The organism is Streptomyces oceani (assembly GCF_001751245.1).
Classification (GTDB): domain Bacteria; phylum Actinomycetota; class Actinomycetes; order Streptomycetales; family Streptomycetaceae; genus Streptomyces; species Streptomyces oceani.
Genome location: NZ_LJGU01000145.1, coordinates 64,033 through 82,405, shown reverse-complemented (window position 1 = coordinate 82,405; position 18,373 = coordinate 64,033). Strand labels below are relative to the sequence as shown.

The 18,373-nt window shown below is 71.1% G+C and carries 14 protein-coding genes and 2 pseudogenes; 10 read left to right on the top strand and 6 right to left on the bottom strand.

What is annotated here, in order from left to right:
- From AN216_RS29420 to AN216_RS21495, 6 genes and pseudogenes are all read left to right on the top strand, one after another.
- Positions 1-355 (top strand): annotated as a pseudogene (locus AN216_RS29420) (hypothetical protein); the annotation flags it as partial.
- Positions 356-470: 115 nt separating this feature from the next.
- Positions 471-1,184, top strand: coding sequence for a hypothetical protein (locus tag AN216_RS31135; RefSeq protein ID WP_420855783.1), 714 nt, complete (start codon positions 471-473; stop codon positions 1,182-1,184).
- Between the two features lie 133 nt (positions 1,185-1,317).
- A complete protein-coding gene (locus tag AN216_RS21510) occupies positions 1,318-2,091 on the top strand; it encodes a DsbA family protein (RefSeq protein WP_070198358.1) in 774 nt (257 codons plus the stop codon).
- The gene (locus AN216_RS21505; protein ID WP_079166823.1) at positions 2,088-3,068 is read left to right on the top strand and encodes a cytochrome c biogenesis CcdA family protein; all 981 of its coding nucleotides are present in this window, start codon (positions 2,088-2,090) and stop codon (positions 3,066-3,068) included. Before AN216_RS21510 ends, AN216_RS21505 begins: the two co-directional genes overlap by 4 nt.
- A gap of 20 nt (positions 3,069-3,088) precedes the next feature.
- Entirely contained in the window at positions 3,089-4,381 is a 1,293-nt protein-coding gene (locus AN216_RS21500) for an ABC transporter permease (RefSeq protein ID WP_244502572.1), read from the top strand.
- 132 nt (positions 4,382-4,513) lie between these two features.
- Positions 4,514-4,990: a VOC family protein gene (locus AN216_RS21495; protein ID WP_070198357.1), complete on the top strand. Its 477-nt coding sequence runs from the start codon at positions 4,514-4,516 to the stop codon at positions 4,988-4,990.
- 341 nt (positions 4,991-5,331) lie between these two features.
- On the opposite strand, the gene AN216_RS21490 is transcribed toward AN216_RS21495, so the two are convergent.
- The 5 genes from AN216_RS21490 to AN216_RS21470 form a co-directional block, all read right to left on the bottom strand.
- Positions 5,332-5,802 carry a heat shock protein transcriptional repressor HspR gene (locus tag AN216_RS21490; protein WP_070198356.1) on the bottom strand — a complete coding sequence of 157 codons (471 nt, stop codon included), beginning with the start codon at positions 5,800-5,802 and terminating at the stop codon, positions 5,332-5,334.
- 1 nt (position 5,803) lies between these two features.
- Positions 5,804-7,003, bottom strand: coding sequence for a molecular chaperone DnaJ (gene dnaJ, locus AN216_RS21485; RefSeq protein ID WP_070198355.1), 1,200 nt, complete (start codon positions 7,001-7,003; stop codon positions 5,804-5,806).
- Positions 7,004-7,056: 53 nt separating this feature from the next.
- Positions 7,057-7,767 (bottom strand): nucleotide exchange factor GrpE, encoded by a 711-nt coding sequence (gene grpE, locus AN216_RS21480; protein WP_070198354.1) that lies wholly within the window; start codon positions 7,765-7,767, stop codon positions 7,057-7,059.
- Entirely contained in the window at positions 7,764-9,644 is a 1,881-nt protein-coding gene (gene dnaK, locus AN216_RS21475) for a molecular chaperone DnaK (protein ID WP_070198353.1), read from the bottom strand. Before dnaK ends, grpE begins: the two co-directional genes overlap by 4 nt.
- Positions 9,645-9,903: 259 nt before the next feature.
- Positions 9,904-11,082, bottom strand: a complete 1,179-nt coding sequence (locus AN216_RS21470) for a PP2C family protein-serine/threonine phosphatase (RefSeq protein ID WP_079166822.1) — start codon at positions 11,080-11,082, stop codon at positions 9,904-9,906.
- Positions 11,083-11,229: 147 nt separating this feature from the next.
- Between AN216_RS21470 and AN216_RS21465 the strand changes: the two genes are divergently transcribed.
- The 3 genes from AN216_RS21465 (at position 11,230) to AN216_RS21455 (ending at position 15,953) form a co-directional block, all read left to right on the top strand.
- Positions 11,230-13,545 carry a (Fe-S)-binding protein gene (locus tag AN216_RS21465; RefSeq protein WP_070198352.1) on the top strand — a complete coding sequence of 772 codons (2,316 nt, stop codon included), beginning with the start codon at positions 11,230-11,232 and terminating at the stop codon, positions 13,543-13,545.
- 210 nt (positions 13,546-13,755) lie between these two features.
- A complete protein-coding gene (locus AN216_RS21460; protein ID WP_070198351.1) occupies positions 13,756-14,502 on the top strand; it encodes a winged helix-turn-helix domain-containing protein in 747 nt (248 codons plus the stop codon).
- Complete coding sequence (locus AN216_RS21455; RefSeq protein ID WP_079166821.1) at positions 14,499-15,953, top strand: MFS transporter; 1,455 nt, start codon at positions 14,499-14,501, stop codon at positions 15,951-15,953. Before AN216_RS21460 ends, AN216_RS21455 begins: the two co-directional genes overlap by 4 nt.
- 398 nt (positions 15,954-16,351) lie before the next feature.
- On the opposite strand, the gene AN216_RS21450 is transcribed toward AN216_RS21455, so the two are convergent.
- Positions 16,352-17,860, bottom strand: a complete 1,509-nt coding sequence (locus tag AN216_RS21450) for a S41 family peptidase (protein WP_338059274.1) — start codon at positions 17,858-17,860, stop codon at positions 16,352-16,354.
- 384 nt (positions 17,861-18,244) lie between these two features.
- Here AN216_RS21450 and AN216_RS31130 point away from each other — a divergent pair.
- Positions 18,245-18,373, top strand: a pseudogene (locus AN216_RS31130) (YIP1 family protein); the annotation flags it as partial.

Here is an 18,373-nt window from a genome sequence, read left to right as displayed (position 1 = left end):
GGCCGAGCCCGCGGGCCCGGTCGGTGCGGCCCGCACGGCCGCCAGCGGCGCGGCCTACACCAGCACCACCGAGGCCGGCGGGCTGTCGCCCCGGGGCAGTGGGGCAACGGATCAGCACAGCGCGCAGCCGATCGACGACCGTCCCGGTTGCCGCGCCCCTGCCCCCGACGACTCGCTCCCGCCGGTCCTGCCGAACGGCACCGCGCATCCCTCCCCGCAGCCGCCGCTGCTCGAGCCCTGTGCGGAACCGGAGTCACAGGCCGCGCTGGCCAGCGCGCACAGTTCGCCGCCCATACGCGGTCCGGACCTCGCCGAGGCCCCCTCCCCCGTCCAGCTCTCCGTCCTGCGCGTGTAGAAGCGCTCGACGGCGCGTATGCCCGCCCGTAGGCCCATACGCGCCACCGCGCGCCCTACCCACCCCGCGCCCGTACGCACGTCCGCCGTGCGTGCCCCAGGACAGGAGTTCCCGTATGCGGTCTCGCGGCACCCGTGCCTCAGCCGACCGATCCGACCCGGCAGCCCCAGCTGATGCGGCGGCCCCAGCCGACCCGGCGGCCCTGGCGGTCGTTCCCCGCCCGACACCGGCCCAGCGCCTCGCCCGTCCCGTACGCCTCTCCCTCAGCGCCCTGGCCGGGTGGCCGGCACGGCGCTGGGCAGCGGCGGCGGGCGCCGGGGTGCTGAGCGCGCTCGCCGTGGGGCTGCCCACGGCGGTGGTCCCGAACCCGTTCTTCGCCCGGATGACCCCCGTCGAGTGGTGGAACGTCCCGGTGCTGGTGTTGACCGCGCTGCTGGGGGGCGTACTGGTGGCCAGCTACGTGCGTACGGGCAGGACGGCCGAGACCGCCGGTGTGGCCGAGACCACCCAGGCCGGGGTACCGGCTCACGATCCGACGGAGGACCCCGCCCGCGAGGAACCGGACACCGACAGCACCGACCGCACCGACCCCGCGCAGGGCTCGGCGCGGCTCGGGCAGCGGCTGGGCACGGCCTCCGGCCTGCTGGCGTACTTCGCCGTCGGCTGCCCGGTGTGCAACAAGCTCGTGCTCCTGCTGCTCGGCACCTCCGGCGCGATGCAGGTCTGGGCGCCCGTGCAGCCGCTGATCGCGGTGCTCTCCCTCGCGCTGCTGACCTTCGCGACCGTGCGCCGCCTGGCGGGCGAGGTCGCCTGTCCGGTACGGGCCTGAGGTCCACGCCGGCACGTCCGGCCCACCTCACCCTCACCCCACGTGACACACCGCGCACGGCGCACGCCCGCGCACGCCTCCGCGTACGCCCGTCCAGCCGCGCGCGACCCCACCACACTCTCCTAGGAGCCTCATGTCCACGCCCACCCGCAACATCCCCAATAAGCGCGTGCTGCTGATCGTCGGCATCGCGCTCGCCGCCCTGCTGGTCGGCTGGCTGTCGCAGTACGCCGCGACCAGCGGTGGTGACTCCGAGGACGACGGAGCCGCCGCCACCGTCGAGGAGGACACCAACGACGATCAGGACGGCGGCTCCTCACAGCTTGCCGCGCTCGAGCGACGCGACGCCGACGACCCGCTCGCGATGGGGGACGAGGACGCGCCCGTCGTGCTGATCGAGTACGCGGACTTCGCCTGCCCGTTCTGCGGCAAGTTCGCCCGGGACACCGAACAGGAGCTGATCGAGAAGTACGTCGACGAGGGCGTGCTGCGCATCGAGTGGCGCAACTTCCCGGTCTTCGGCAAGGACTCCGAACGGGCCGCCCTCGCGGCCTGGGCCGCCGGCCAGCAGGGCCGCTTCTGGCAGTTCCACGAGGCCGCGTACGCCGACGAGGACATGGTCAAGAAGGGCTACGACAAGGCACGGCTGACCGAACTCGCCGAGGAGGCCGGTGTGAAGAACATGGACCGCTTCCACCGGGACCGGCGGGGCGAGCAGGGGCGGAAGGCCCTGGAGCGGGACCGTCAGGAGGCATACCAGCTGGGCGCGACGAGCACTCCCTCCTTCCTCGTGGGCGGCGAGCCGATCGCCGGTGCCCAGCCCCTGAGCGTCTTCGAGGACGCCGTCGAGAGCGCGGCGGACGCTGCCAAGGACGCCGGGGACGACGGCTCGGGAGCGGGCAAATGACTGACATCGGCTACCTCGCGGCATTCCTGGGCGGACTGCTCGCGCTGCTCAGCCCGTGCAGCGCGCTGCTGCTGCCGGCGTTCTTCGCGTACTCCGTCGGCGCCGTCGGGCGGCTGCTGGCCCGCACCGGGATCTTCTATCTCGGCCTCACCACCACCCTGGTCCCGCTCGGCGCGGCGGGTTCGTTCGCCGGACGGCTCTTCTACGGTCATCGGGACACCCTCGTGCTGACCGGCGGCTGGCTGATCATCGCCCTGGGCGTGCTGCAGATCCTGGGCCTCGGCTTCGCCTCCCGGCGGCTTCAGGAGGCCTCCGGGCGCATCCGCCCCACGACCGCGCTCTCCGTCTACGCCCTCGGCGCGGTCTACGGACTCGCCGGCTTCTGTGCCGGGCCCATCCTCGGCAGCGTGCTGACGGTGGCCGCGGTCAGCGGGAGTCCGTTCTACGGCGGGATGCTGCTCGCCGTGTACGCGCTGGGCATGGCGGTACCGCTGTTCCTGCTGGCACTGCTGTGGGACCGCTTCGAGCTGGGTCGGCGTCGCTGGCTGCGCGGGCGGGAGCTGGTCCTGGGAAGGCTGCGGCTGCACACCAACTCGCTGCTGTCCGGGCTGTTCTTCATCCTGCTCGGCACGCTGTTCCTGCGGTACGACGGCACCTCGGCGCTGCCCGGGCTGCTCGACGTGGACAGCACGTTCGCCGTCGAACGCTGGGTGAGCCGGGTGGGGAACACCGTGCCGGACGCGGTGCTGCTGCTCGTACTGGTGGCGGCGGTGCTGGTCGGCACGGCGTTGTGGAACCGCCGGCGAGCGCGCGGCGGGCCCGTACGTGACGGCGGCGACGCACGGCACGACGGGCACGCCGAGCCGGCGGGCGAGGCTACTGACAGTCCGGCGGACCAGCCGGCGGGCGGGGCGCCGCGGGACGGTGCCAGCCGAAGGGACGAGGAAGCCGCGAAGGAGCCGAGAATGGGCGACTAGTCCGCTTTAAGCTGATTCGCATGAGTGATCAGCACCGGCACCCGGACTCCGAGGGCTCGGACGACAAGGACGGCGGGGACGGCAGGGACGGCAGGGACCGGGCGGACGACGCAGACCGCGCGAATGACGCGAGCGCTCCGGACGAGTCGGAGCCCACGGGCGAGTCGGCCAGCACGAACAGGTCGAACGGGTCGAACGGGTCGCAGCGTTCGGACAGCTCGCAGGGCTCCGACTCGTACGAACTGTCCGACCTGGCCACCGCCCCGGCCACCCCCCGGCCGTCCGGGGTGCGCGGCCACTGGGCGGCGTACCGCGCCGGTCCGTTCTTCCCGGCCACCATGCTGGCGCTGATCCTCACCGCCGCCGCCGGTCTGTTCGCCGGCTCGTACACCTACGCCATGGCGGACCCGACCCCGAACGACCTGCCCGTCGCGGTGGTCAGCAAGTCCGCCTTGAACGACGGGAAGTCCGCCCGGTTCCTCGCCGGCCTGGAGAAGGCCCTGGACTCCGAGATGGACCTGCGCCGGATGCGGTCGTACGAGGACGCGCAGAGCGCCGTGGAGGACCAGCGGGTGTTCGCGGTCCTGCGCTTTCCCTCGGACCAGAGCGTCAAGCTGGGTGTCGCCAGCGCCGCCGGCGACTCGGTGGCGCAGGTGCTGACCGAGACGGCTCCGCAGGTCGCCGAGACGACCGGGGTGCGGCTGTCGATCGACGACCTGAAGCCCCTGGACCGGGGTGATCCACGCGGCCTGGCGCTCTTCTACATCTCGCTCGCCGCGGTCATCATCGGCTTCGTCGGCGCCGTCCAGCTGAACGTGCACGCGAAGGGGCTGAACCCGCCCGAGCGGATCGCCTTCACCGCGCTGTACTCCCTCATGGGCGGCTTCGTGATCCACGCGGTCGTGCGCTGGCTGCTGGACGCGGTCGCGCTGACGTTCCCGCTCTCCTGGGTGATCCTCTCGCTCACGATGTTCGCCTCCGGGATGGTCTTCACGATGTTCAACACCCTCTTCGGGCGATGGGCCATCATCCCGACCTGGGGCCTGATGGTGCTGCTCGGCAACCCGTCCTCGGGCGGCGCCGTCTCCTGGCCGCTACTGCCCTCCCCGCTGGGTGAGATCGGTCGCTGGCTGCCGCCGGGCGCCTCCGTGAACGCGCAGCACACCGCCGTGTACTTCCCCGAGGCGCAGCACCCGGGCCCGTATCTCGTACTGGCCGGCTGGGCGATCCTCTCCTGCGCGGTGTTCTGGATCTGGCGGCATCGGCACCCGGGCGGGCGGGAGCCGGGCGAGCCCGCGCTGGTGCCGCCGTGACCGCGAGCGGGTGTCGGCTCCGACGGGGGCGCGATGAGTTTGGGCGGGGGCACCCGTCCGTCTCAGTGAGCGGGACGACGGACGCCGCGAGCACCGGAACACCGGAGCGGGCAACGGAATGAGGAGAGCACCATGCAGAAGATCGTCACCTTCCTGTGGTTCGACGAACAGGCCGAGGAGGCCGCGCGGTATTACACCGCCATCTTCGAGGACTCCCGGATCGTCGACATCCAGCGCTACGGCGACGCGGGCCCCCGTACCGACGGCTCGGTCATGACCGTCACCTTCGAGCTGGCCGGGCAGCGGTTCGTCGCGCTGAACGGGGGCCCGGAGTTCCGTTTCAGCGAGGCCATCTCGCTCTTCGTCGACTGCGGACCGCAGTCCGAGGTGGACTACTTCTGGGAGCGACTGGGCGCGGGCGGCGCGGAGGGCGACTGCGGCTGGCTGACCGACAAGTACGGCCTGTCCTGGCAGATCGTGCCGCGGCGGCTGATGGAGTTGCAGAGCGATCCGGACCCGGAGACCAGTCAGCGGGCGATGCGCGCGATGCTCGGCATGAAGAAGATCGACATCCAGGGCCTGGAGGACGCGGTGCGGGGTCGCGCCTGAAACCGCGTGCTGACGCCCACCGGAGCGCCACGGCCGTCACTGATCCTTCACATCCGGGCGGACAACCATTCGGGAGTGCCGTGTATCCAACGGGCCGGGGCGGCTCCTGGGGGAAACGCAGGGGGGAGGGGAGCCGCCCCACGACCCGTACGGACGGAGCCGGGGGATCGGCATCCCGGTTCGAGCGGGCGACACGTCCGGTCGACCTCCGGACATGACGCTGGGGGCGTGCGCCAGGCACGCCCCCACAGTTGATCACGGGTGACGGGTCACGGGCCCCGGGTCACGGCGCGACCCGGGGAGCTACCGCGTGCGCGCGAGCACGTCGCACGCGCGCGGGCTCACCTCCCGCGCCGGCCCGGGCGCCACACCACCAGCGCGCTGGACTGCTGCACGTCCTCGTACGGCACCAGGTCCCGCCGGTACGAAGCGTGCACCTGCGCCTCGCGGTGGCGCATGGCCACGGCCGCGCCCTCCACCGCCTGCTGCAGCTCGGCGGCTCGCGCCTGCAGCGCGGCCACCTGGTTCTCCAGCTCGATGATCCGCTTGATCCCGGCGAGGTTGATGCCCTCGTCCTGGCTCAACTGCTGGACCTGTCGGAGCAGTTCGATGTCCCGCGCCGAGTAGCGGCGGCCCCGGCCCGGGGTACGGTCGGGCGAGACCAGGCCCATCCGGTCGTACTGCCGCAGCGTCTGCGGATGCAGTCCGGAGAGCTGGGCGGCGACGGAGATGACGTACACCGGGGTCTCGTCGGTCAGTTCGTACGGCCCTGTGCCGCCGAATTGCTGGCTGCGCCCACCTCGGCCGACCATCTCAGTCTCCCTTCGCGGCCTTGAACAGCGCTTCTCTGGGGTCCTCGGCGGGACTCGCGTCCCGGTAGGACTCCAGGGTGTCCCGTGCCTTGTCGCTCAGGTCCTTCGGCACGGTCACCTCGATCGTGACGAGGAGATCGCCCCGCGTCCCGTCCTTGCGCACCGCGCCCTTGCCCCGAGCGCGCATCGTACGACCGCTGGGGGTGCCCGGCGGCAGCTTCAGGGTCACCGGCGGGCCGCCGAGCGTGGGCACGGCGATGTCCCCGCCCAGCGCGGCCTCCGGGAAGGTGACCGGGACGGTCACGGTGAGGTTGTCGCCGCGCCGCCCGAACACCGGGTGCTTGTCGACGTGCACGATGACGTACAGGTCGCCGTTCGGCCCGCCGCGCTCCCCGGGCGCGCCCTTGCCGCGCAGCCGGATACGCTGCGCGTCCGTCACGCCGGCCGGGATACGCACCTGCATGGTGCGGGAACTCGTCGCCCGACCGCTGCCCTTGCAGTTCTCACAGGGGTCCTGCGCGATCAGGCCGCGCCCCTTGCAGTCCACGCAGGGATCGGTGAGCGAGAAGCCCCCACCGCCGCCCCGGCTGACCTGGCCGGTGCCCACACAGGTGGGGCACACCTGCGGTGAGCCGTTCTTGTCGCCGGTGCCGGCACAGCTCTTGCAGGCGGCCGAGGAGGACATCCGCAGCGGCACGGTCGCGCCGTCCACCGCCTCGGTGAAGCTGAGCGTCACCTCCGACTCGACGTCCTGGCCACGCCGCGGCTGGGTGCGGGTGGTGCCGCCGCCACGGTTGAACAGCCCGCCGAAGACATCGCCGAGACCGCCGCCGAAGCCGCCGGCCCCGCCGGGGCCACCGCCCGTGCCGCCGGGTCCCTGGGTGCCGCCGAAGAGGTCGCCGAGGTCGAAGTTGAAGCTGCCCGTGCCGCCGCCCGCGCCGGGGCCGGGGCGATAGCCGCCGTTCCCGAAGAGGGTGCGGGCCTCGTCGTACTCCTTGCGACGCTTGGTGTCGCCCAGCACGTCGTACGCCTCGGAGGCGTCCTTGAACCGCTCCTCGGCCTTGGCGTCCCCGCGGTTGGCGTCCGGGTGGTTCTCGCGGGCGAGCTTCCGGTACGCCTTCTTGATCTCTGCCTCGGTAGCGTCCTTCGGGACGCCGAGGACCTTGTAATAGTCCTTCTCGATGAAGTCCTTGGTGCTCATCCCCGGCGTCCCTCCTCCCGTTCTTCCATCTGGTCGGTCATCCGATCGGCGTCTCAGCCCTCGTCGGGATCAGCGCTGTCCTCGTCGGCCTTGCCGGTTGCCTCGTCGTCAGTCTGCGACTGGGGCGAGGCGCCTGGTTGCGGCTCGGCGACCCCCACCCGCGCCACACGGATCGTGCGGTCGCCGATGCGATACCCGGGTTGCAGGATCTGCACGCACGTCGTCTCCTCCACATCCGGGGAGTACGAGTGCATCAGCGCCTCGTGCACCGTCGGGTCGAAGGGCTCGCCCTCCTTGCCGAACTGCAGCAGGCCCATCTTCGCCACGACCGTCTCGAGCGACTCGGCGACGGACTTGAAGCCGCCGACCAACTCGCCGTGGTCCCGGGCACGGCCGATGTCGTCCAGCACCGGAAGGAGCTCCGTCAGGAGGTTCGCGACCGCGATCTCCTTGACGGCCTTGCGGTCCCGCTCGACCCGGCGGCGGTAGTTCTGGAACTCCGCCTGCAGCCGCTGCAGGTCCTGGGTGCGCTCGTGCAGCGCCGTACGGCTCTGGTCCAGCTGGGCCGTCAGTGCCGCGTCCCCCGCGATCTGGCTCTGCAACTCCTCGTCGATCTCCCCGGCCTCGCCCGCCGGGGCCGACTCCTTCTCGGAGCCGGACCCGGCGGACTTCACCGCATCGTCCGATGACGTGGACTTCGCGTCCTGTGCGGCTTCGTCGGGGACCTCGGGCTCCTGTGCGAAGCCCGGCGTCTCCTCGGTCACGCTGCACCGTCCTTGGGCTTCTCGTCATCCACGATCTCGGCGTCGACGACGTCGTCGTCAGCCGGACCCTCGGCCTTGGCGTCACCGCCGGCCTGGGCACCCTCCGCGCCACCGGCGGCACCCTGGGCGGCCTCGGCGTCGGCGTACAGCGCCTGGCCGAGCTTCTGGCTGGTGGCCGCGACCCGCTCGGAGGCCTCCCGGATGGCCGCGGTGTCCTCGCCGTCCTCGCCGCCCTTCAGCTTCTCCTTCAGGTCCGCCAGCGCCGTCTCCACCTCGCTCTTGACGTCACCCGGGACCTTCTCGTCGTTGTCCGCGAGGAACTTCTCGGTGGTGTAGACGAGCTGCTCGGCCTGGTTGCGGGTCTCGGCGGCCTCCCGACGCTTGGCGTCCTCGTCGGCGTACTGCTCGGCGTCCCGCATCATCCGCTCGATGTCGTCCTTCGGCAGCGCGGAGCCGCCGGTGACGGTCATCTTCTGCTCCTTGCCGGTGCCCAGATCCTTCGCGGCGACGTGCATGATGCCGTTCGCGTCGATGTCGAAGGTGACCTCGATCTGCGGCACGCCGCGCGGCGCCGGGGGCAGCCCGGTCAGCTCGAACATCCCGAGCTTCTTGTTGTACGCCGCGATCTCACGCTCGCCCTGGTAGACCTGGATCTGCACGGACGGCTGGTTGTCCTCGGCCGTCGTGAAGATCTCCGAGCGCTTCGTCGGAATCGTGGTGTTCCGCTCGATCAGCTTGGTCATGATGCCGCCCTTGGTCTCGATGCCGAGGGACAGCGGGGTGACGTCCAGCAGCAGGACGTCCTTGACCTCGCCCTTGAGCACGCCGGCCTGCAGCGCGGCACCCCGGGCGACGACCTCGTCCGGGTTGACGCCCTTGTTGGCCTCCTTACCGGCGGTCAGCTCCTTGACCAGCTCGGCCACGGCGGGCATCCGGGTGGAGCCGCCGACCAGCACGACGTGGTCGATCTCGGACAGCTGGATGCCGGCGTCCTTGATGACGTTGCCGAACGGCGTCTTGCAGCGCTCCAGCAGGTCCTGGGACAGCTGCTGGAACTGCGCCCGGGTCAGCTTCTCGTCCAGGTGCAGCGGACCCTCGGCGGAGGCGGTGATGTACGGAAGGTTGATGGTGGTCTCGGTCGAGCTCGACAGCTCGATCTTCGCCTTCTCCGCGGCCTCCCGGAGGCGCTGAAGCGCCATCTTGTCCTTGCTGAGGTCCACGCCGTGTCCGGACTGGAACTGCTTGACCAGGTGGTCGACGACCCGCTGGTCCCAGTCGTCGCCACCGAGCGCGTTGTCGCCGTTGGTGGCCTTGACCTCGACGACGCCGTCGCCGATCTCCAGCAGCGAGACGTCGAAGGTGCCGCCACCGAGGTCGAAGACCAGGATGGTCTGGTCTTCCTTCTCCAGGCCGTACGCCAGCGCGGCGGCCGTCGGCTCGTTGACGATACGCAGGACGTTCAGCCCGGCGATCTCGCCGGCCTCCTTGGTGGCCTGCCGCTCGTGGTCGTTGAAGTAGGCGGGGACGGTGATGACCGCGTCCGTGACGGTGTCGCCGACGTACGCCTCGGCGTCCCGCTTCAGCTTCTGCAGCACGAAGGCGCTCATCTGCTGCGGGTTGAAGTCCTTGCCGTCCAGGTTGATCTTCCAGTCAGTGCCCATGTGGCGCTTGACCGAACGGACCGTCCGGTCCACGTTGGTCACAGCCTGCCGCTTGGCCACCTCGCCGACCAGCACTTCGCTGTTCTTCGCGAAGGCGACGACGGACGGCGTGGTCCTGGCGCCCTCGGCGTTGGTGATGACGGTGGACTCACCGCCCTCGAGAACACTGACGACGGAGTTCGTCGTACCCAGGTCGATGCCGACCGCACGTGCCATTTTCGTTCCTCCAGCTAAGCATTGAGTTGATCTGGCTCAAGAGTGCACGAGCCGCCCCCGGCGCGTCAAATGCCCTGAGCGAAGCAGGCTCAACTCTTATGCTCTCTTTACAGGCAGACCCACGTTTCCGCTGTTCACAGCGCCTCCACGCTGCCCGCATGGGCCGTCACGGCCCTTCGCGAGACTCGAGACTGAGGCGGAACCGAGGTGAACCGAAATAGACCGGGCGAACGACACGCGGGCGCGGTACGCGCGTGCGTCACTCCACGGGCCACTCCCCGCGCCACTCCACGAGCAACACCGCCGCGTCGTCCTTCAACCGCTGTCCGCCGTGCCGGTCCACCGCACGCAGCAGGGCGTCCGGCAGTTGCCCGGTCGGCGTCCCCAGCAGCGAACTCACGCACTCGACCAGCGGGAAGAACTGCCCGTTCCGATCCCGGGCCTCCGCGATACCGTCGGTGTACAGCAGCAGGCGGTCACCGGGCCGCCACGCGTGCACCTGCGCCGGCAGGTCCTCGTACAGCTGGTGCGCGAGGCCGAGCGGGGGTACGTACTCGGCCGGGCGTACGTACTCGACGGCCGGCCCGGACAGCAGCAGCGGCGCCGGGTGGCCCAGGTTCACCAGCCGCAGCACCGGGCCCTCGATCTCCAGCACGATCGCGGTCACGAACAGCTCCGCCGGATCGTCGGCAACCCGGGGCGGGGCCTGCCGTCCCGAACGGGGAGGGGGCTGCTGCCCGTTCTCCACCGAGCTGCGGTCCAGCCGGGCGACGGACTCCGAGCAGCGGATCGCGATCCGGGACAGCGTGGGTTCGTACTGCGCCGCCTCCCGAAACGTACCGAGCACCGCCGCGGCCGTACGGATGGCTGGGAGCCCCTTGCCACGCACGTCACCGATGATGAATCGGGTGCTGTGCGGGCGTACGACCGCCTCGTACAGGTCGCCGCCGATCCGCGCCTCCGACTCGGCGGCGACGTAGCGGACGGCGAGCCGGAGATCGCCGACCTGCTGGGGCATCGGGCGTAGCACGGCGAGCTGGGCGGCCTCGGCCACCCGCTGCACCTGGGTCAGCTGGGCCGCCCGGCGCTCCCGGAGGTTGGCGGCGGACACGCTGGCGACGCTCACGACGAGCACCGCGCTCAGTGAGGTGCTTCGCTGGCTGGCGCTGAGCGTCTCATGCGAGGCGAAGGTGTAGAAGGCGGCGGCACTGGCGGCCAACGACACCGTCAGCACGGCACGACGGCCACCGCGGATGGCCGCAAGCGCGGGGGCGGGCGAGAGCAGGGAGCCGACCTGCAACTCCTCGCCGGAGGCCAGCTCCCGTACCAGTTCGGCCACGAACACTCCGAGGATCAGCAGCCATGGAAGCACCAGCAAGGCACGGTCGTAGATCCGTACCTTGGGAGTTTCATCTGGTTCACCCCGGTTCGCGTGCATTGTTGAAGAACGGTACCTCCGCCTCACCCGCGACGCAGATCACCACACGGTCGGGTACAGCCCTGCCGGGATAGTGGGTAGGCTCGTACGAACCGGATAAGTTACTGATCGGTAAATAGCTCGCCCCCGCAGGTCCGAGGAGCCCCCATGCAACTCGCCGCGATCGTCGTCTCGTTGGTGCTGACCGCGGTCGGCATCGCGCTGTTCGCGCGCGCCATCGCCCAGATCCTCCAGTCCGTGAGGCTGGGCCAGCCCGTGCCCGCCGGGAGTCGTACCGATGAGCCGGGACAGCGCACCCTCACCCTCGCGCGGGAGTTCCTCGGCCACACCAGGATGAACCGCTGGGGGATCGTCGGCGTCGCGCACTGGTTCGTGGCCGTCGGCTTCCTCACCCTGTTGCTGACCCTCGTCAACGCCCTCGGGCAGCTCTTCCAGGCCGACTGGCTGCTGCCGGTGATCGGCAGTTGGACGCCGTACGAGATGTACGTCGAGTTCTTCGGCCTGATGACGGTGCTGGGCATCCTCACCCTCATCGTGATCCGACAGCTGAGCGGACCGGCCCGCGCCGGCCGTAAGTCCCGCTTCACCGGCTCCAAGACCGGGCAGGCGTACTTCGTCGAGGCCGTGATCCTGATCGTCGGCCTGTCCATCCTGACGCTGCGCGGCCTGGAGGGCGCGCTGCACCACGTCGAGGGCTACGAGGCGGCGTACTTCATCAGCTACCCGCTGGTCGCGGCCTTCGACGGGATGAGCCTGAGCGCCCTGCAGAACGCCACGTACCTGGTCGCGATGATCAAGATCGGCACCTCCTTCACGTGGATGATCGTCGTCGGACTGACCACCAACATGGGCGTCGCCTGGCACCGCTTCCTCGCCTTCCCCAACATCTGGTTCAAGCGCGACGCCCGGGGTGGCACGGCGCTGGGCGGTCTGCGCCCGATGACCTCCGGTGGCGAGGTCATCGACTTCGAGACCGCGCTGGACGACTCCGAGGACGAGGACGCGGCGGAGACCCGCTTCGGCGCCTCCCAGGTCGAGGACTTCTCCTGGAAGGGCCTGCTGGACTTCTCCACCTGTACGGAGTGCGGGCGCTGTCAGTCGCAGTGCCCCGCCTGGAACACCGGCAAGCCGCTGTCCCCCAAGCTGCTGATCATGTCGCTGCGCGACCACGCGCACGCCAAGGCGCCGTATCTGCTGGCCGGCGGCGGCAAGACGATGGAGGGCGAGGAGAAGGCGACCGCCGAGCAGTTGAAGGACGTGCCGGCCGAGGCGCTCGCCGAGGCCGAGCGACCGCTGGTCGGCACGCTGGAGGAGAACGGCGTCATCGACCCGGACGTGCTGTGGTCCTGCACCACCTGCGGCGCCTGCGTCGAGCAGTGCCCGGTGGACATCGAGCACGTGGACCACATCGTCGACATGCGCCGCTACCAGGTCATGATCGAGAGCGCGTTCCCGTCGGAGGCGGGCACGATGCTGAAGAACCTGGAGAAGAAGGGCAACCCCTGGGGTCTGGCCAAGAAGCAGCGGCTGGAGTGGACGAAGGAGCTGCAGAAGGAGACCGGCATCGAGGTGCCGGTGGTGGGCAAGACCGTCGAGGACCTCACCGAGGTCGACTACCTCTACTGGGTCGGTTGTGCCGGCGCCCTGGAGGACCGGGCGAAGAAGACCGCCAAGGCCTTCGCGGAACTGCTGGACACGGCGGGCGTGAAGTTCGCGATCATGGGCGGCGACGAGAAGTGCACCGGCGACTCCGCGCGGCGGCTGGGGAACGAGTTCCTGTTCCAGCAGCTCGGCGAGGAGAACGTGTCGAACCTCAACGCCGCGTTCGGCGAGGACGACGAGGACGAGAGCACGAAGCTGCCCGCGTCCAGGAAGAGGATCGTCGCCACCTGCCCGCACTGCTTCAACACCCTCGCCAACGAGTACCCGCAGCTCGGCGGCCACTTCGAGGTCATCCACCACACCCAGCTGCTGCAACACCTGATCGACGAGGGCCGGCTGGTCCCGGTCACCCCGGTGGAGGGGCTCATCACCTACCACGACCCGTGCTACCTCGGCCGGCACAACAAGGTCTACACGCCGCCCCGCGAGATCATCGGCAAGGTCCCCGGCCTGCGCAACGAGGAGATGCACCGGCACAAGGAACGCGGCTTCTGCTGCGGTGCCGGCGGCGCCCGGATGTGGATGGAGGAGCGGATCGGCAAGCGCGTCAACAACGAGCGGGTGGACGAGGCGCTCGCGCTGAACCCGGACATCGTCTCCACCGCCTGCCCGTTCTGCCTGGTGATGCTGACCGACTCGGTCAATGGCAAGAAGGGCGCGGATCAGTCCCAGGCCAAGGAGGACCTGCAGGTCGTGGACGTGGCGCAGCTGCTGCTGGACTCCGTACGGACGCCGCCGGCCGATCCGCCGGAAGGCGAGGCGGAGTCGGCGGACGAGCCGGAGCCGGAGCCCGCGACGTAACCCCTCGACGACGGACCCGCTCGGATCGTACGAAGCGGAACCGGCCGGCCCACGGCACAGCGGTGGGCCGGCCGTCTGCGTGCGGGCGGGCGGGCGGGCGGCGGAACCAAGCACGCGCCCTCGCTGGCTCACCACGGTCCGGATCACGGAGACTTCTTCGCAAAGGACTGTTTGCGAAGAAGTCTTGGCGGTTATTCTGCGATCGTGTCCATGGAGCGAAACAGTCCGCTGGCGGGCCCGGACGGCCCAGACCCGGTGCGGGACGTCGTCATCGACGCCAAGGGCCTGCGCGCCCTCGCCCACCCGCTGCGCGTCCAGTTGGTGGGCCAGCTGCGCAAGGACGGCCCCGGCACGGCCACCCAGCTCGCCCGGCGGCTCGGCGTCAACTCCGGTACGGCCAGCTACCACCTGCGTCAGCTGGACGCGGCCGGCTTCGTGGAGGAGGACACCTCCCGGGGAAACGCACGCGAGCGGTGGTGGCGTGCCAGGCACCAGTCCACCTGGTTCCCCCATGCCGAACTCGCCGACCAGGAGCCGGAGGCGACACTGAGCTACCTCCAGTCCATCGCGGCCACCGACAACGTACGGACCCATCGCGTGCTCAGCGAGTTGGCGACCATGCCGCGCGCCTGGCGGGACGTCCTGGACCTGAGCGACTGGCCGCTGCTGCTCACCCCGGAGGAGAGCCAGCGGCTGCGGGACGAGCTGCGGGCCGTCATCGCCCGCTACCGGCGCGCCCCCACGAGCGAGGCCAGCGCGCCGGCCGGCCGGGTGCCTCCGGGAGCCGAGCGGGTCAGCCTGGCCATGCACCTGCTGCCCGAACTGGACGCCCGGTCGGACGTACGTGACGAGCCTGCGGCACCGTACGGACCCGGAGTACCGTCTGAACCGGCACAGTCGAAACCCACGGAGCCGGACGCCCCGTCGACGGACCGCCCCTCGGAATCGACGACATGACCGGCGACCCGCTCGCCGGAGCGGACCGGTCCGGCACCGCCCGGCGCCGACGGGAACGGGCGAGACCGCTGATCGGCCTGCTCGGCGCGCTCGCGGTGGCGCACACGGCCACCCGAGTATCCGCGATCGCGCTGCCCTGGTTCGTTCTGGTCACCACCGGAAGCGCGGCCCAGACCGGCCTGGTGGCGTTCGCCGAGATGACGCCGTACGTCCTGGTCAAGGCGTTCAGCGGACCGCTGGCGGACCGGATCGGACCACGTACGGTCTCCTGGGTCACCGACCTGGTCAGCGCCGTCACGGCCGCGGCCATCCCGCTGCTCTACGCCCTGGACCAGCTCACCTTCCCGCTGCTGCTGCTCCTGGTGGCGCTGATCGGCGCCGCGCGCGGGCCGGGTGACCTGGCCAAGCACGTCATGACGCCGGAGGCCGCCGAACGCGGCGAGGTGGCCCTGGAGCGCGCCACCGGCCTGGCCGGCGTGACCGAACGGCTCGCCTCCACGGTCGGGCCGGCCGCGGGCGGCGCGCTGATCGCGCTGATCGGTCCGGTGCCGGTGGTGCTCGGCATCGCCGGCTGCTTCGCGCTCGGCTCCGTGATCATCGCGCTGGTGCTGCCCCGTGCCATGGGACGCCGCGGCCCCGCGCGCCCGGAACCGGGCGGGGGCGCGGATGCCGACGCGGGCGCGGGCGAGCCGGGCTACTGGCGCCGGTTCGGCGAGGGCTTCGCCTTCCTCCGCCGGGACCCGCTGCTCTTCACCGTCATCACCATGGTGGGGTTCATCAACTTCCTGGACGCGGCGCTCAACTCACTGCTGCTGCCCGTCTGGGCGAAGGAGTCCGGCCACGGGCCCGCCGGCCTCGGCATAGCCGCGAGCGCCATGGGCATTGCCGGCGTGGCCGGCAGTCTGATCGCGGCGGCGGTGGCACACCGGATGCGCCGGCGGCCGGTGTTCTTCGCCGGCTTCGTGCTGGCCGGGGCGCCACGCTTCCTCGTACTGGCGGTTGACGCGCCGCTGTGGGTGGTGGCGGCGGTCTTCGCGGTCAGCGGCTTCGGCGCCGGCTTCCTGAACCCGATCCTGGGCGCGGTCTCCTTCGAGCGGGTGCCGCGCCCCCTGCTCGGCCGGGTGAGTGCGCTGGGCGACTCGATGGCCTGGTCCGGCATCCCGTTCGGCGGGCTGCTGGCGGGCGCGGCGGTCACCGCGTTCGGGCTGGCCCCGGTGCTGGTGGCGGGCGGTGCGCTGTACTTCCTGACCACCAACCTCACCGGCCTACGCCCCGAGTGGCGCGAGATGGACCGGCAGCGCGCGGCGGGACGTACGGCCGGCACGGCCCCAGTGTCCTCCGAGGAACCGAGACCGCCCGCGGAGGCTGGAGCGGCGGCCGGCGCGACGACGACGGACGGGCCGGCGACGGACGGGCCGGCGCCTGGGGATCGTCCGCCCGAACGGATCTGACCGCCCGAACGGATCGAACCGCAGTGCTGGGCCGCGCGTCCGTCGAGCGCGTGCCGCCGAACGCGCCCGGCGTCGGGCGCCGGCCGGCCCGGTGTCAGGCGCGCCTGGCCCGGGGATTGGCGAGCGCACGGCCCCGGCGGTACCTCGTCCCCAGCCGTGATCGACAGGCTTGGCCTGTGGGGCATCGAACACCAGGCCAGCCTGTGGCGTGACGGTTCCACGACCTACCAGATCACGCGCCGGAACGTGGGCGAGATCCTGCACGCCCTCGGCGAGTTCGATGTCGTCCACGGTCTCTACCACCTTCTGACGCACGCGGTCTTCGCGGTCTGGGACGGCGGAGTCTCCAAGCCCTCGGCTCAAGCCGGGCGCTCAAGCCGGCGGTTCGATCAGGCCGCTCAGCCCCGCTGCCCCAGCACCCGCAAGGCCCGGTCGAAGGCCGAGTCCCGACCCTGCTCGAACTCCTCGTCCGTGAGGACCGGTTCCGCGTGGTGCGGCGGAACGCCCGTACCGTCGAACGTACGGCCGTCCCGCGTGCGGAACTCCTCGTTCGGCAGCGACACCCGCCAGCCGTTCGGCAGCGCGCGCTCCAGCACGTCCGAGAAGACCCCCTGCGTCGACTGGCCGATCCGGACCGTGCGTCCCGGCCGTTCCATCAGCGCCTGTACGAACGACTCGCCCGCGCTCACGGTCGAGCCACCGGTCAGCACCGCGATCGGCCCGGTGTAGCGGGGGACGCCGGGCGCGGGACGCACGTACTGCTCCTGTGCCTCGGTGAACCGGCTCGGGTCCTCCGGGGCGTTGCGGGCCCGCTTGGCGTACGCGAAATGCCCGCGGTCGGTCAGCCGGGAGGCGAGCTGGAGCCCCAGGCCGTCCGCGCCACCGCCGTTCACCCGCAGGTCGAGGATCAGCCCGCGCATGCCCTCGACCCGTTTCCTGGTGAGAATCCGGTCCAGGACCCCATCCAACGCTGCGCTCTGCGCGGCGTACTGATCCTCTCCCTCGGGAACGTCCGCGTATCCGATGAAGCCGGAGACCCGCAGATAGCCCCGGCCGTCCGGCAGGTCCGCGTAACCGATCCGGCCCTGGGCGTACTCCGTGAGCTCCTCGCCGTGCAGGGCGGTGCGCTCGACGTACTTCTTGACCTTCGTGTCCAGCTGCTCGGTGGGCATGGTGGTGCCCGGGCGGGTCTCGCCGAAGAAGCGGTCACCGCCGTCGGTGAGGCTGACGTGCGCGTCGTTCAGCGGCTCCAGCATCCGGCGGAAGATCGCGAAAAGTTCCTCGTCGGTGGTGTCCTTGTCGACCCGCGGGCGATAGCGCTCCCGTAGCTCCCGCCAGTCGACGTCCTTGGCGGCGAAGAACGGGTAGTTCTCCGCGAAGCTGTGCCAGAACGTGTCGAAGGTCGCCACCGGATCGTCCGACCCCTTACGGGAGCACTCGGCGGGCAACTCGGACACCCGCTCCAGCTTTCGGTACCCCGGGGAGCCGGCGTAGTGCAGGCGGGCGCTGTCCGGTTGGTCGCCGTTCGTGCGCAGGGTCAGGGCGCGGCCGTCGGGCGTGAGGTACTTCCGCGCGTCGCCACCCGCACCACCCGCGACGGCCTCGGCATTCCCGACCTTCCCCGTCTGCCCGGCCTGTCCGGCCTGTCCGGTCTGTCCGGTCTGCCGCGCCACCGTTCCCGGCAGGCAGCTGACCGAGGTGGTCTGGTACTCCCGCAGCTTCCCGTCCCGGACGGTGATCAGGCCGCCGTAGCCGTCCGTGCGCCACACCCCCTCCGAGGACACCTGTCCGCCCGTGGACCGCTCGTCCGACGAGGCGTTGGCCAGTACGGGCACCAGCGCGCCGCCGGTGAGGGCCATCAGCACCGCACCGGTGAGGACCGTCGACTTCTTGGACAGTTGGGGCATCTACCGACTCCGTTGATCACGATCTGGTTCCGCGACCACACCTCCCGACCGCCCAACGGCGGGGTGGCGGGAGGGGATCGCGGATTCCGGCCCGATCATGGTCGAACGCCCGCGCGCCGCCGGGACAGCCAGCTGACCGCCGGACCCGGGGTGGGGCCAGCCCCCGGTCGAACACCCCACGTGGCGGCCGGCCAGCTCCGCGAACCCACGGCCGCCGGAGCCCGTCATGGTCCGTCAACCCTGCTGCCCCACCCACCGGGGTGGAGGCAGCACCACTCCCTCCCTTAGGGGTGCCCCTCCGGGACTGTCACAGGTCGGCGGCGATGCCCCCCATTCCTCCCGTACGGGCGCTCTCCAGGTCGCCGAACGAGGTACGTTCGACGGGTGGCAGGATTCAGGATCGGACGCGGCCGGGACTCCCGTAACCCTCGTCAACAGCGGCAGCAGACCCCCGCCGGCCCGCCGCCCCCGGGGCGGTACGGCCCGCCCGGCCCCGGCGCGGGTGCACTGCTG

Excerpts from the sequence above, each read along its gene's own strand:
- AN216_RS31135 (WP_420855783.1), top strand. The coding sequence starts at position 471 with ATGCGGTCTCGCGGCACCCGTGCCTCAGCCGACCGATCCGACCCGGCA.
- AN216_RS21510 (WP_070198358.1), top strand. The coding sequence starts at position 1,318 with ATGTCCACGCCCACCCGCAACATCCCCAATAAGCGCGTGCTGCTGATC.
- AN216_RS21505 (WP_079166823.1), top strand. The coding sequence starts at position 2,088 with ATGACTGACATCGGCTACCTCGCGGCATTCCTGGGCGGACTGCTCGCG.
- AN216_RS21500 (WP_244502572.1), top strand. The coding sequence starts at position 3,089 with ATGAGTGATCAGCACCGGCACCCGGACTCCGAGGGCTCGGACGACAAG.
- AN216_RS21495 (WP_070198357.1), top strand. The coding sequence starts at position 4,514 with ATGCAGAAGATCGTCACCTTCCTGTGGTTCGACGAACAGGCCGAGGAG.
- AN216_RS21490 (WP_070198356.1), bottom strand. The coding sequence starts at position 5,802 with ATGGTCGGCCGAGGTGGGCGCAGCCAGCAATTCGGCGGCACAGGGCCG.
- dnaJ (WP_070198355.1), bottom strand. The coding sequence starts at position 7,003 with ATGAGCACCAAGGACTTCATCGAGAAGGACTATTACAAGGTCCTCGGC.
- dnaK (WP_070198353.1), bottom strand. The coding sequence starts at position 9,644 with ATGGCACGTGCGGTCGGCATCGACCTGGGTACGACGAACTCCGTCGTC.
- AN216_RS21470 (WP_079166822.1), bottom strand. The coding sequence starts at position 11,082 with ATGCACGCGAACCGGGGTGAACCAGATGAAACTCCCAAGGTACGGATC.
- AN216_RS21465 (WP_070198352.1), top strand. The coding sequence starts at position 11,230 with ATGCAACTCGCCGCGATCGTCGTCTCGTTGGTGCTGACCGCGGTCGGC.
- AN216_RS21460 (WP_070198351.1), top strand. The coding sequence starts at position 13,756 with ATGGAGCGAAACAGTCCGCTGGCGGGCCCGGACGGCCCAGACCCGGTG.
- AN216_RS21455 (WP_079166821.1), top strand. The coding sequence starts at position 14,499 with ATGACCGGCGACCCGCTCGCCGGAGCGGACCGGTCCGGCACCGCCCGG.
- AN216_RS21450 (WP_338059274.1), bottom strand. The coding sequence starts at position 17,860 with ATGCCCCAACTGTCCAAGAAGTCGACGGTCCTCACCGGTGCGGTGCTG.